Source organism: Dictyobacter arantiisoli (assembly GCF_008326305.1).
GTDB classification, from domain to species: domain Bacteria; phylum Chloroflexota; class Ktedonobacteria; order Ktedonobacterales; family Ktedonobacteraceae; genus Dictyobacter; species Dictyobacter arantiisoli.
Genome location: NZ_BIXY01000078.1, coordinates 1 through 13,784 on the forward strand (window position 1 = coordinate 1; position 13,784 = coordinate 13,784).

The 13,784-nt window shown below is 50.6% G+C and carries 8 protein-coding genes; 4 read left to right on the top strand and 4 right to left on the bottom strand.

Translation table 11 applies throughout. The features are described 5' to 3' along the window. Window positions 1–261: 261 nt before the first annotated feature. On the bottom strand, window positions 262–1,026 hold the full coding sequence (locus tag F1593_RS20930) for a dienelactone hydrolase family protein (RefSeq protein ID WP_149403515.1): 765 nt from the start codon (window positions 1,024–1,026) through the stop codon (window positions 262–264). Between the two features lie 325 nt (window positions 1,027–1,351). Here F1593_RS20930 and leuA point away from each other — a divergent pair, with 325 nt between their 5' ends. Continuing rightward, complete coding sequence (gene leuA, locus F1593_RS20935) at window positions 1,352–3,034, top strand: 2-isopropylmalate synthase (RefSeq protein WP_149403539.1); 1,683 nt, start codon at window positions 1,352–1,354, stop codon at window positions 3,032–3,034. 69 nt (window positions 3,035–3,103) lie between these two features. On the opposite strand, the gene F1593_RS20940 is transcribed toward leuA, so the two are convergent. Both F1593_RS20940 and F1593_RS20945 read right to left on the bottom strand, forming a co-directional pair. Further along, complete coding sequence (locus tag F1593_RS20940) at window positions 3,104–3,472, bottom strand: response regulator (protein ID WP_149403516.1); 369 nt, start codon at window positions 3,470–3,472, stop codon at window positions 3,104–3,106. After that, window positions 3,469–5,121: an ATPase domain-containing protein gene (locus F1593_RS20945; protein ID WP_172632310.1), complete on the bottom strand. Its 1,653-nt coding sequence runs from the start codon at window positions 5,119–5,121 to the stop codon at window positions 3,469–3,471. Before F1593_RS20945 ends, F1593_RS20940 begins: the two co-directional genes overlap by 4 nt. Window positions 5,122–5,312: 191 nt before the next feature. On the opposite strand from F1593_RS20945, the gene F1593_RS20950 reads away from it, so the two are divergent. Beyond that, on the top strand, window positions 5,313–7,760 hold the full coding sequence (locus F1593_RS20950; protein WP_235932648.1) for a heavy metal translocating P-type ATPase: 2,448 nt from the start codon (window positions 5,313–5,315) through the stop codon (window positions 7,758–7,760). 86 nt (window positions 7,761–7,846) lie between these two features. Here the strand turns inward: F1593_RS20950 and F1593_RS20955 are convergent, their stop codons facing one another. Next, a complete protein-coding gene (locus F1593_RS20955) occupies window positions 7,847–9,613 on the bottom strand; it encodes an MptA/MptB family glycosyltransferase (RefSeq protein ID WP_149403518.1) in 1,767 nt (588 codons plus the stop codon). 489 nt (window positions 9,614–10,102) lie between these two features. Here F1593_RS20955 and F1593_RS20960 point away from each other — a divergent pair, with 489 nt between their 5' ends. Further along, window positions 10,103–12,007 carry a type 1 periplasmic-binding domain-containing protein gene (locus tag F1593_RS20960; protein ID WP_149403519.1) on the top strand — a complete coding sequence of 635 codons (1,905 nt, stop codon included), beginning with the start codon at window positions 10,103–10,105 and terminating at the stop codon, window positions 12,005–12,007. 464 nt (window positions 12,008–12,471) lie between these two features. Continuing rightward, entirely contained in the window at window positions 12,472–13,650 is a 1,179-nt protein-coding gene (locus F1593_RS20965; protein ID WP_149403520.1) for a hypothetical protein, read from the top strand. Window positions 13,651–13,784 lie beyond the last annotated feature (134 nt).

Below are 13,784 nucleotides of genomic sequence, written 5' to 3' on the forward strand. Positions count from 1 at the left end.
GTCTGCTGATCCGCTGGGAGAAGCGCCCGCGTTCCTATCAGACCTTGTTGTGCTTGGCTTGTGCGCTCATTTGCTTTCAACAATGTGATCGCGTTTCCTCCTTGTAGGTTTTCGGATAAGTTCTCACGGGTGGAGGGGCATTGCCATTCCGCCCCAAAGCCGCACCAGAGCAGGCGGGAAGGAGAGCCAGTGCGAGAGGGTCGTGGCCCTCCACTCGTGAAGGGTGGTTCCTACGGATGGCTCCACGCGCCTTCATTCCTCTTATTTGCTGCTATTGGTGTGGATAAAGGTGAAGATGCGCTTCCACGCATCGGTCGAGGCGTTGGCAAACTCGGCGGAACGGCGATCAAAGAAGCTGTGCGGCGCACCCGCATAGGTGATGATCTGATGCTTGACGCCAGTTTCCTCTAGCTTCTGCTCCAATTGATGAACCTGTTCGGCCGGGATGCCCTGATCCGCGCCCCCGAATAGCCCCAACACGGGATACTTGATCTCGCTGGCACGTTCGATGACGGTTCCTTGATTATCCATATTCCGGCTCAGGCCAGCATAGAAACCGATCACGCCCGCCCAGCCGAAATTCTGGGTGCCGCTGAGAAATGAAAGGCTACCACCCAGGCAGAAGCCAACCGTAAAGATTGGCAGCTTGCCATGCGGCGTCTGTTTCAGGTAATTCAGGGTTGCCTGGACATCCGCGAAAAGGGTGGCTAAGTGCAACTGCTGAACGTGTGGCATGAATTCAAAGGAATCATCACGTGTCGTCAAGCCAGCCGTGCGACCAAAATAATCGAAGGCAATGGCCTGAATACCAGCTTCCGCAAAGCGTAATGCCAGCTCTTTATAGAACTGATGCAAGCCACGGATATCGGGATAGATGATCACCTGTGCCGCCTGCGGCTTATCCGGGATCGCAATATAGGCCGCAAAGCGATTACCATCGGCAGCTGTCAGGACCACATCCTCTCCATGAGAGTGACCCGTCGCGTTGGAGGGCACGGGTGGACGCGCATTATCGTCATAACACATACGTCAAAAACTCCTCTATAATCTCACAATCAGTATCATACTAGCACACGTACAGCCCCCACCTCCGGTTGCACTTCCACCATGGAAAACATCAGGCTACACCGACATTATTTAATTCTTCTTTCTGAGGTGGGTGGCGACAGTCAGAGGCATGGGAGCGCCGTTCAGGCTTCGACAGGATGGAGAGGATATGGTATGATAGCACATAAACTAATCGCGCTTGTAAAACAACTTTCGCTTGTTGACTATAGACGCCATTATCAATTATTTATACGCATGTAACAAGGAGTTGGCAATGCAGACCAGTATTCGTACACGCAGTGGCATGCAAAAAGGGCAGATTACCAAATATCGACCCTTCGCGCCCGTCGATCTACCGGATCGCCAGTGGCCTTCCCGCCAGATCACAACTGCCCCAACATGGTGTAGTGTCGATTTACGCGATGGGAATCAGGCGCTTCCTATTCCGATGAATGTTGAGGAGAAGATTGCTCTGTTCACTCTGCTGGTGGAGCTGGGCTTTAAGGAGATTGAAGTTGGCTTTCCGTCTGCCTCTCAGACTGAATTTGAGTTTATGCGCCGCCTGATCGACGAACAGCGTATCCCCGATGATGTTACGATCCAGGTGATCGTGCAAGCGAAAGAGAATCTGATCAGGCGTACCTTTGAGTCGCTACGAGGGGCGAAAAAGGCGATTGTCCATCTGTATAATTCGACTTCGGAGCAGCAGCGCCGGATCGTCTTTGGATTGGATCGCTCGGCTATTGTGGATATCGCGGTACGTGGCGCGAAGCTGATTAAGCAGCTCGTGGCGACAATGCCGGAGACACAGTTTATTCTGGAATATTCGCCCGAGAGCTTTACGTTGACCGAGCTCGATTTTTCACTGGAGATCTGTGAGGCGGTGGTGGATGTCTGGCAACCTACTCTTGAGAATAAGATTATTTTGAATTTGCCCGCTACCGTCGAGGTCGCCACCCCCAATGTACACGCCGATCAGATTGAATGGTTCTGCCGTCATTTGCGAGATCGCTCGACGGCTATCGTCAGCTTGCATACTCATAATGATCGCGGGAGCGGCGTGGCCGCCTCCGAGATGGGATTATTGGCCGGCGCTGAGCGCGTTGAGGGGACGCTCTTTGGCAATGGGGAGCGCACCGGCAATGTGGATCTCGTGACGCTGGCCCTCAATATGTATAGCCAGGGGGTTGATCCCAGGCTGGACTTCAGTAATATCGGCACCATTTGCAAGACCTATGAAGCCTGCACACGGATGGAGGTCTCTGTCCGTCATCCTTACGCCGGAGAGCTGGTCTTCACGGCCTTCTCAGGCTCACATCAGGATGCCATCAATAAAGGGATGACTGCCCAGGCCCGCAGCGAAAAAGATCTCTGGGATGTTCCCTATTTGACGATTGATCCCAGGGATATTGGTCGTTCCTACGAGGCGATTATTCGTATCAACTCGCAATCTGGTAAGGGCGGTGTCGCGTATTTGATGGAGAGCGAGTTTGGCTATCAATTGCCCAAGGCCATGCATATCGAGTTCGGCAAAGTGGTTAAAGAGCTTTCGGATCAACGCGGTGGCGAGATCTCTTCCACCGAGCTCTACCACGCCTTTGAGCAGGAATATCTTGCTCGCAATACACCGCTCGCCCTGCGCAGCTTTGAGAGCCGCAACGTGATCGATGCCAATAAGGCCGAGCTGGTCGATTGTGTCGCGTACCTCACCTGCAATGGACGTGAGTACGAGATCCGTGCCCAGGGTAATGGTCCCATTGATGCCTTTGTACGCGCCATTAACCAGCAGCAGCTTGCGACCTTCACCCTGTGCTCCTATCATGAACATGCTATTGGTGATGGAGCGGAAACGCAGGCCGTTGCCTACATCCAGATCGAAACTGAAGCTGGCCTCTTCTTCGGAGCAGCCGTCGATACCAATATCGAAAGTGCCTCCATCAAGGCCGTCATCAGCGCCGTCAACCGCGCCACAGCCCCTGCCAGGTAAAGGGATAAGTGTGGTGGAGAAAAAGTTCTCAGAACTTTTTCTCCACCACATTAACAATGTGTCAGACACTCAGGAGGTGTGTGCGGTGTGGATAAACCGGGCGATGGTATCGAGCACTTCATCGAGATCAAATGGCTTGGCGATTAGAGCGGCGTATTTGCAATCCATTTGATTGAACGATTTATGGACGGCAGTCATAAATATGAGCGGGATTGAGCGATAGAGCGGGTTGGCAGACATGCGCCGACACAGCTCGCGGCCATCCAGGACCGGCATCATGACATCGCAGAGCACCAGATCCGGGCGTTTAACCTTTAGACATTCCAGTCCCTCTAGTCCGTTATTCGCTGTGATAACTTCATATCCCTCATCCATCAGGACATCGCGCAATACTTCAATGATCGACATCTCATCATCTATAACCAGAATCGTACTCATTCATGTTCCTCTTGCGCGTGTAGCACCTCAGAGCGAAATGTTTCAGGCCGTGCCATATTAGAAATATAGGGCCGACCGCTGGATGCCCCTGCAGGCTCTGGTTGGCGTGCCATTCCCGTCAGGATTGCCTCGGCGCTATCAAAGGTAGGAGCGACATCTAAACCGCTATCAGTAATACGGAATTCTCGGATCGAAGGATCATAGCCACTCTGGCGCATTTTCATAATTGAAAGTAGCCGATATAATTGTGAGTGCAGTTCTACATGTCGCAAGAAGATGATGTTATCCCCGATGTTGGCGATGTTGGCGATCAGATCCGTCATGACGATTGTGGGGCTGAAGAGGTCCGCCAGTTCGATGCCCCAGACGGTGGTGACGTCTAACTTGCGTAAGGCTTCGAAGAGGGAGGCCAGAAAGAGTTGCAGGCGCGTGGCAGACACAGTGGTGCCTTGAAAGCCAGCGAGACCATCGATAAAGAGGCGACGTATGCCGTGTTTATCGATCTGCTCAAACAAGCGCTCGGCCAGTACATCAATAATATCTTCGGTCGGTGGCTGCCAGTCAATATTTAAGAGGTTATTTGTGACGACATCCTCTATTTTTAAGCCAAGATGGGTCATACGGCGCTTCAATTGGGCGGGTGTCTCGGAGAAGCCAAAGTAGAGACCGGCCTCATTCTGCAATGCACCCTGATAGAGAAAGTGCAATCCGAGCAGGGTTTTACCAGTACCGGGAGCGCCCATGACCACCGTTGAGGTGGCCGCCGGAACACCACCACGCATCATCTTATCCAGCGATGGAATGCCAAAGGACAGTCTCTCCGCTGGATTGAGCGTGGTGAGCGATGGTGGCAGGCTTTGCTGGGAGGCCTGGAAAAGCGACTCTGTGCGCGGATGAATATTGAAGCCATCTTCATTGATCTCATAGAGGTGCCGTCCCATCAGGAAATTGCTACCACGAAATTTGCGTACCTGGAACTCGCGCACTGCCCGCATATCATTTAAATAGGTACTTATTTGAAATAACCCATCCACCATGGTATGTTCGGGCTGATCATAGGCATCGCCATCAGACTGTAAGAGCAGCATGGTGGTACAACCGACCGTCTCGGTGATCACGCTCAGCGCGTGTAAGAACTCTTTTCGCTCACGTATCGAGGTCGCGTTTTGCCCAATTGTCACGGCACCATCGATCATCAGCAGTGATGCATGCTGCTTGCGCACCTCCTTACGGATAAGCGTGAGCAAGGCATCCAGCCCTTGCTGTTCCAGCACAGTATAACCGCTCAGGAGATGCAGCCTATCCGCCAGCGGCTCTTCCCTATAAAACGAAAATGCCTGCATATGGGAGAGCATACGGCTATGGGTCTCAGCGAGCAGCGTCAAATAGATGGCGCATCCACCATTTACTACATGATTGAAGCACAACTGATTTCCAAAAATAGTTTTACCAGCACCAGGAGGCCCCATCAATAGGTAGGTCTCCCCCTTGAGCAAGCCTCCCTGCGTAATCTGATCAAAACCGCTGATTCCACTTGGCACGCGTTCAATTGCGGCAGATTGCTGCGTGTTCACCATCGTTAGACCCACCTCCTCTTTTTGATACGACAAAAAACCGCGATAGCGTTGCATCAGTATCCCAAAGGTCATATCTGAGCGCTTTCCACGGATCATTTTTATTTTAGCATAGCACATCAATGATTGACACGTCCCAGCACAATAAAACGACTCTCAATGGCCTGATTGACAATAGAGATATGCGGGTTTATAATGGGGATACCCCTACCAGGGGGGTGTGGGTTGGCTTCTGTAGTGCGAAGGATACGCGAAAGGTGACAAAGATGGCAACTGATGCCAGACGTCCCGTCGAACACGATAGAGATACAATGCGAGATAGCAATACTATACCTGCGATGAGTAATAGCATTCAGATGGAGCCGCCAGCATTGCAGGCGCTCTTTGCGATTGAAGGGATGTCCTGTGCTTCCTGTGCGATGCGCATCGAGAAGGGATTAAAGAAGGTGCCGGGTGTGGCGGAGGCACAGGTCAATCTTGCCAGTGAGAAGGCGACAGTTTCCTATGATCCCACCCAGGCTACGCCAGTCGGGATGATGCAGAAGGTTGAAGCGCTTGGCTATAAGGCGATCCCATTGGATCAACCATCATCTATGAAAACAGGGGCGCCGGAAGATACCTCTGCCATGGAGGTGAATAATGAGCCGGTGGAGGATGTGGTCGCGCTGGCCGCTGAGCAGGAGGCAGAACGCCAGCAGCGTAAGCAAAAGGAACTGCGACAGAAGCGCAATCTGCTGCTGCTGGGTATTGCCTGCTCGCTACCGATTATGATCCTGAGTATGTTTTTGATGAATCGTTTCCCCGGTGAAAATATTCTGCTCCTTGTCTTGACCACACCGGTCTGGGCGCTGGTCGGATGGGAATTCCATCGCAATGCCCTCAAGACTCTGCGCCACGGAAGCGCGAACATGGATACGCTGGTCTCAGCAGGTTCCACGGCGGCCTATCTGATGAGCATTGTCGCGACTTTCTTCCCACAGAGCGTGGGTGGCGTGACCTTCTACGATACCGCGGCCCTGATTATCACTTTGATCTACCTGGGCAAATATCTGGAGGCGCGGGCCAAAGGACAGACCAATGCGGCGATCCAGAAGTTGATCGGCTTGCGCCCCCACACGGCACATGTGTTGCGAGAGGGACAGGAGATTGAACTACCCATTACGCAGGTGCATGTGGGCGATGAACTGGTAGTACGTCCCGGCGAGAAGATTGCGGTGGATGGACAGGTCAGCGCGGGCCGCTCGACGGTCGATGAGTCGATGATTACCGGCGAGAGTCTTGCGGTGGAGAAGGGCGAGGGGGAACCGCTGATCGGTGCGACAATCAATCAACGTGGCCTGCTGCGTATGCGTGCCACCAGAGTCGGCGCGGATACCACGCTTGCCAGCATCATTCGTATGGTTGAGCAGGCGCAGGGCTCGAAAGCGCCGATCCAGCGCCTCGCGGACAAAATCTCCAGTATCTTTGTGCCGGTGGTCTTGCTGATCGCACTTTTGACCTTTATCGGCTGGTCTCTTCTCGGTAGACTGATGATCCTGCCTACCAGTGGGAGCGGGATGCCTATGACACAGATGGCGAGTAATCCCTGGATTACGGCTCTGGTAGCAGCCGTTGCAGTACTGGTCGTGGCCTGTCCCTGTGCACTAGGACTGGCGACGCCGACCGCCATTATGGTTGGCACCGGCAAAGGAGCTGAGAAGGGTATCCTGATCAAAGGTGGCGAGAGCCTTGAACATATCCAGGCTGTACAGGCCGTGTTGCTCGATAAAACCGGCACCATCACTCGAGGCAAGCCCGCATTGACCGATGTTTCCCTGCTAGCAGGCGAACAAGAGGAGCGTGTATTGCGCCTGATTGCCGAGGCCGAATTGGGCTCTGAGCATCCTCTGGCAGCCGCAATTGTCGAGGGGGTCAGGGCACGTGGTATCGCTCTGGGAGCCATTCCCGAACAATTTAGCGCCCTGGTTGGACGCGGCGTCGAAGCCACAATTGGGGGCCAGCAGATCCTGGTGGGGACGCGTACCCTGCTCGATGAGCTCGGAATCTCCTATCAGGAACTTGCAGACAGTATGCTTGCTTATGAGCAGCAGGGCAAGACGACCATGCTTGCCGCCATCGATGGACGAGCCGTTGGGATTGTCGCCGTTGCCGATACCATCAAAGCAGGATCGGCTGAGGCCATTCAGAGCCTGCAAGCGCAAGGATTAAGCGTCTGGATGCTGACAGGCGACAATCGCCATACGGCGGCGTGTATCGCCCGTCAGGTGGGTATCGTGCCTGAACAGGTGCTCTCAGAGGTGCATCCAGAGGATAAAGCGCGGCAAGTCAAAATGCTCCAGGAGCAGGGATTGGTCGTTGCCTTTGTCGGGGACGGCATCAATGACGCGCCCGCACTGGTCCAGGCCGATGCTGGCATTGCCATGGGCACTGGCACCGATATCGCCATCGAAGCCGCCGACATCACGCTTGTCAAAGGCAATCTTAAGAGTGTTGCCACCGCGCTAGAGCTCTCACGGGCCACCATGCGCATCATCAAGCAAAATCTCTTCTGGGCCTTTGCCTACAACGTCATCCTGGTCCCGACTGCGATCCTTTCGCCGCTCATCCCTTTCTTAAGGGAGCAAGCGCCGATCTTCGCCGCCGCTGCCATGGCCATCTCATCCGTCACCGTCATCAGCAACTCCCTGCGCCTGCGCCGCTTCGGCAAAGCGTAGCATGGGAGCTAATGTGGGGGGAGGGGGGATTCCCAAATTCCTCTCTCCCGTAGGTCACCCGTATCCCAAAATCCATGTTTGGGTAATCACTGAGTGTTGGTGCGAGATGATCGTGCGATAAACGGGGCCTCACCGTGAAGGTGTGGCCTTCTCTGTTCGCGTGGGCGCTTGAATGCGTATGTGATCAGCATAACAATCAGGGGCGGAGCAACCATGAGTAGATGACGCAACCATGTCGCAGTGCCCGGAATGGTAAAGAGGCCGAAATCCGCATAAATGATGAAGACCGTTGCTGAACAGACAAGGCTGAATGCGAGCAGGGCAGCATCAAAGCGTTTGAATGGTGGATAGGCCAGGAGAAGTGGTACGAGGGCAACCAACCAGATAACATACCATGAATAAAACCATGGCGTGGCTGTCAGGATCAGTGCCAGCGTCGCCAGACTGGCCTGGATAAAGGTGCGCAGTTCAGGCTTACGCAAGAGAAACCACGCCCCCAGCAGGAGAGCGATGGCTAGCGTTACTACGTCAATCTGGTTCCAATGTTGGCGTGCTTGTAAGAGAAGAGCTAACCTGGTGAGCAATGGATTTGCTGCATTTCCACCATGCGTGTCTTTCAACCAGATGATAGCCAGCCGCATAAATGAGTTTTCTGAACCGGTTGAAGAAGGGGGCGCGCTAAAGCTGCGGATGATATCTCCGACGCTATGCCCGATCCAGAACGGAAGATAAAAGAGGAGCGAGAGAAGTAGAAAGATTGCTCCAGCAGTGATGGTGGTTACAGCAACCGAACGCCATTGTAGCCACTTTGGTTTTTCATTGTTTTCTTTCAATGTTTTGCCAGCCAGAAGCAGGAGAAAAAAGACAATCAGTGGGAGCGAGATAAACTTTACCAGGATGGCAAGTGTGAAAGCAATCAGAGCTGGTAGATAATTTGGCGGCTTCACGAAGCCTTTTTTGTCAGCGTATACGCTCAAATACACACCACAGACGAGAAACATGCTCATGAAAACATCATTATGAGCTCCAAATGAATTTTCAAAGAGCGCTAATGGATTCCAGCCATAGAGCAGCATCCCAAGTACGACTATGCGCTCTGAACGGTCGGTTGTTCGTAGTATCTTGCCTACTAACCAGATGATGATGAGATGGCAGATGAGTCCCAGGAGACGATATCCATAGAAATAAAATAATGGATGTGATCCGAAGAGCATAGAAAAGAAGATGGTTACCAGAATCCAGACCGGGCCATATGCGGAAGGGGCATTATGCCATCCTGTATCAATAATTGTTAATATATCATGGGGAGCGGCCTGGAAGGGAGTCATGAAATAAGGGTTAGCCCCATGTTGCCATACCATATTGCCATAGTCGGCATAGACAAAGAGATCTTTTGAGGACATACCTGGTGTGAACACCAGCGCAATCCCCACGATGATTGTTCCAATCCAGAGGAATAGGCGTAAAAACTTGATTTGTTCTTTCTGTGCACGTCGTAACAGCCACCAGGATAGCAGGCCATAAATGAGAAAGGCACAAGCCAGCAGCAGCAGGATCTCCAGATTATCTGTGAGATAGAGCGATTTAATATGGTTGTTTCCCAGGTGTAAATCATCAGGTAGCCATGCACCCCAAAGTGTCAAAAATGGCGATAAGGGAGGAGTGAAATACTCTACATGATCAAATCCCATGCCTTTTAGCGGCAATTGCCCGGCACGGACAATTGCTGCGATGCTCAGTAGAAAACAGGCCACAAACGCAATGCCTATGAGCGCCAAAGGCCATAAGCGATATCTTTGCCTCTCTGTCATTTCGTCCCTGTTAGGAGTATGGAAATCAATAGTATTACTCATAAATATACTTCTTTATACTTTCTTTTGCCTACTTGCTATTTTAATCACAAAAATAGTGAATGGGCATGATATGCCCTCTTCTTTAGAACGAAAAAGATAAATAGTGCTAACGAAGTAGCAAGAAAGGCATATGTTTCCAGGTTCATCTCCTTTACACTTGCACGTTTCTTTTTATGAGCAACGCTGTAATAGATTTGGATTCATTTTGTGATCAGAAGAGGCTAGCCTATTTGTAAGGATAAAACAGATCCTGTTTTACTATTGACCTGATTTGACGTCTATAATAATAGTAGAGATGATAGAAGCCTGGAAGAATGAAAATAGTATACAGCGGTCAATTACTCTTCTCGTTTTATTCCTCACTTATTGCTGACATTTCTGAAATAGAGACAATCTCTAACGAGCAATACTTAACAAAAAGTATAAAAAGTAGCAACAGAAGCAATATCCCTTGAATGCCTTTCTATAGTATCCTGTTGAGGAAGCGCTATGTCACAAGACACCTTGCTACCTGATCCTAAAATTACGCAGCAACCCCCGCCAGAGCCCTCTTCATCCACCAGAGGGATTGCGCGTGGTGCGCTTTGCTTGCTGCTGATTTTGTTGTTTCTCTTCTTTTTTAAGAACTCGGATGCGCTTCAGGTCTTCGGTATCCTGGTGGCGATTCTGAGTATTAATCTGTTTGAGCCGGTCTTTGGTTTCATTGATCGTCTGGATGCGACGATTTTGCGCATCCTGGGACGCTTTATGGACATTTCACATCTTGTTGTGACCTCGCATCTGCCAGTGGCGGGACAGCGCATCAAAGGGCATAGCCATATCATTATTCCAGTTATCTGTGTGCTGGTGATTGTCTATCTCCTGTTCCATACCTTCATTGCGACGAGCCTGGTTACTGTCAGTGACTTTTCGTGCTTGCAGACCTCATTGCCAGTGCCGACGCAGTTCTGCCAGAATGGGATTGGTATGACCGCGCTACCGGATACTGTGCAGATAGGTCTATTGACATCCAGCGAGCAGGGACCGTTTGATCTCTCGTCGTTGAATGGTCAGGAAAAGCAGGTAGAATCCCTGATCTTTCAGGAGGATCAGCAGGCGTGTAGTGGGGCACATATCACGCTGGCCGATGTGTCTTTGCTGAGTCGTACCATCGAAGATCCTACTGATTCGGCCTCCAAGGGATTAGATGATATCCGGGGCGCTTATCTGGCGCAACATGATTATAATGCGACCCGTGCCAGTTATAATCCCACCCAGCACGGCGGACAACCGTTCGTCAGTGTCTGCCTGCTATTGGCGAATATGGGCACGCTGGTCACAGCGGATCAAAAGAGCGCGGGCAATCTCTATACGATTCCCCAAATCGTCAAACGCTTGATCCAGTATAACCGTACCGATCCCACCTTTCGCGGGATTGTGGGATTCCCCTATAGCACGCAGGCTTCGGAAGCGATCCACGAATTTCAGCAATGGGGCCAGCGTAGCATCCCGATCATTTCGCCTTCCGCGACCAGCTATATGCTCTCCAATGTTGCCAATTTTTATCGTGTCAGCCCACCTGATACTAGCCAGGGGCAGGCGATGGCATACTATGCCTGCCATCAACTATTCAAGGGATCGCACCCGAGCGATATCGACATCTTCTCGAATTCGGATACCTATAGTAGTAGCCTGAGTAGCAATTTCAAAGATGCCGTCACAAGCTGTTTCACAGCAGACCATATCCACTATGAGAACTATCTGAATGGCAATCTCGCCTCAATCAAGCTTGCCACGAAGCACGCCATGGACCAGCACTACTCATTGATCTACTTTCCGGGCTATGAATCAGATCTCGATACGCTCCAGGCTCAGATCCAGAGTAGTGTTCAGGGAAGATCGTCCCACAGCATCACCATCCTGGGTGGCGACGGACTTGAGGATGTCGTAAATCCCGGCCATGATACATTCGCGCCTGTCTATTCCACCGTCTACGCCTCGCCGCTGGCGAATGCTGATTCTATCAACCACAGCTTTGTGCGTGAATATCAGAGCCAGAACTTTCCCATGCCTTATCTGGCGGATGCTGTTCCTGGTTATACCCTGCTCCCACAAGGCGTAATCCGATCCTATAACGCCATGAAAATGTTCACCAGTACCCTCAACGATCTGGCGCTACAGAGCCGTGCGTCCACACAGGACAACATCAACAGCGACCTCGCCTCCATCTCCTTTGATGGCATTGGTGGACATTTCAGTTTTCAAGGAGGAGCATTCAACAGTAGCTACATCAGTGATCCACAGGGAAAGAGCACCCTCGTCTACATCATGTGTACCACCTATACACACAACATCCGTCTGGCCGCCATTTATAATGGAACCAATCTCACAACCGTCCAGGGTTCATGTTCATGAGCCTGTATCAGAAGCAACAAACGTGGGATGTATGGTGATGACGCGGGCAAAGGGTCGGTAGCCAGCAGCACCTCCTTTCTTAGCCCTCGAAGATACCCTCAGCCTGATCAGTTGGCGTTGGGTGTAAATAGTGTGCAATTCTTTAACAGATGGGGCACGGTTAAAACGAGGATAAGCGGTTTGTTCAATCGAGGTCATGGAACAAAAGATCTCCTGCCCACAAAATTTTCTCTGATTCACCAGGAGTCAGAGTGGCGGGCCGTCACCAGCATCCTAGCAACAAAACTCATCAGAATGCAAGCGAGCAATGACGAAATAGGAATTTGGGCATGGAAACGGAAAACCCTCTTTGTCGGTGCAGTCAAGAGCGCGTATACTCCTCGAAGTCAAAACACACCGAAATCGGCTCAGATTTTCACCGGTGCTGACACTTAGCGTGGATTAACATAAAATCGGAGAAAATAATGGATAGAATACCCAGCAACATAGATGAACGTAAAGGTTTTGAAAACATTGAAGGAAGTTCACAACCAAGCTCTTCAGAGGCTCGTGATGCTTTCAGAAGGGGCTTATATATAGAATCTCGCCGCATCGGTGAGGGCCGCGAGAATTCGGAAGTTAAACGTGTGAACCAATTGGCTCAACAATTGGCCTCTCTGGACAAGCCTTCAAAACCTGCTTTGGAGGAATTTCCAGGTGATCAGTCCCGCCTGGATCGGGTTACCAATCTTTTTGAATCTATGGAAATACAAGATTTCCCTACTCAACTACAGATCGCTAAGGGTACAGTTGAGCGTAGTAGCGGTGAAGAACGAAGATATTTCCAAAACATCGTTGAAGATATCGAGAGTTTGTATGAACATCATCAAGAAAAGTATCAAACATTGCTTACCTATCGGCAAAGCTTAAAAAAAACCATCAAAGATTTCAATAATGTTAGAGATAATGTCAAAGAACTTTTACACCCGTTAATCGCTCAAACAATAAGAAACCCTGGATATCGCAGCCTTCTTTCACATTTACAAAAGATGGGGACCGAGATAAATTCGGCGATATCCACATATGATCAGGAGATACGATTAGTTAATCGGTCTCTCAAAGACATGGAGCATAGGCACAATTCTAGAGCTCACGATTATTTCTTTAAAGAACAAATGATACCTTATACTCCAGATGTCAACCATAAATTGATCATTAGCTCACAGAAAATGAAATGTGGCCCGACATGTGTACAAATGTTGTTAAGCGATGAAAACTCTCATTTTCAGACTGCAGAAAAAGCAGATTCCATTCTTCAGAGTTATGAATACTTCTCACCCAATGGAGGTACGCGAGCGAATGAAAATGCGGATGCTTTGAATCGCTTAGGGAATCGAAAAAGCTATACCTACAAAGATAGTTTATCGCGTCAAGATGTCCTTCGTCAGCCAAAAGATAGCAATGGTGATTCTTTACCAATGATTGCTGGCCTTCATCGTTCCGACAGACCTGATTATCCACTTCATGCTATTGTCATCGATGAAACAAAAAAAATGGGAGGGGACTATATCATAGGTGTTAGAGATCCAGGTTATCATGAAACGTATAGTATTCATTTAGATGATTTTTTAGAAGTGTGGACTGGTGAACTCATTCGGGGTTGATCACGTCCTCCCGAGGTTTCAGTAGACTTGTTGTCATGGGAACCCCAATACGGTTCAACTACCTGGAATGATGATGGAGAAGTGTAGGTGCGTGCCGAGGCCGCAGCCGAGTGCGCTTACCCGTTTCACGTACA

Bases quoted from the DNA above. Each gene is read 5' to 3' on its own strand.
- F1593_RS20940 (WP_149403516.1), bottom strand. From the start codon at position 3,472: ATGAGTACGATTCTGGTTATAGATGATGAGATGTCGATCATTGAAGTA.
- F1593_RS20965 (WP_149403520.1), top strand. From the start codon at position 12,472: ATGGATAGAATACCCAGCAACATAGATGAACGTAAAGGTTTTGAAAAC.
- F1593_RS20930 (WP_149403515.1), bottom strand. From the start codon at position 1,026: ATGTGTTATGACGATAATGCGCGTCCACCCGTGCCCTCCAACGCGACG.
- F1593_RS20945 (WP_172632310.1), bottom strand. From the start codon at position 5,121: ATGACCTTTGGGATACTGATGCAACGCTATCGCGGTTTTTTGTCGTAT.
- F1593_RS20950 (WP_235932648.1), top strand. From the start codon at position 5,313: ATGGCAACTGATGCCAGACGTCCCGTCGAACACGATAGAGATACAATG.
- F1593_RS20955 (WP_149403518.1), bottom strand. From the start codon at position 9,613: ATGAGTAATACTATTGATTTCCATACTCCTAACAGGGACGAAATGACA.
- leuA (WP_149403539.1), top strand. From the start codon at position 1,352: ATGCAAAAAGGGCAGATTACCAAATATCGACCCTTCGCGCCCGTCGAT.
- F1593_RS20960 (WP_149403519.1), top strand. From the start codon at position 10,103: ATGTCACAAGACACCTTGCTACCTGATCCTAAAATTACGCAGCAACCC.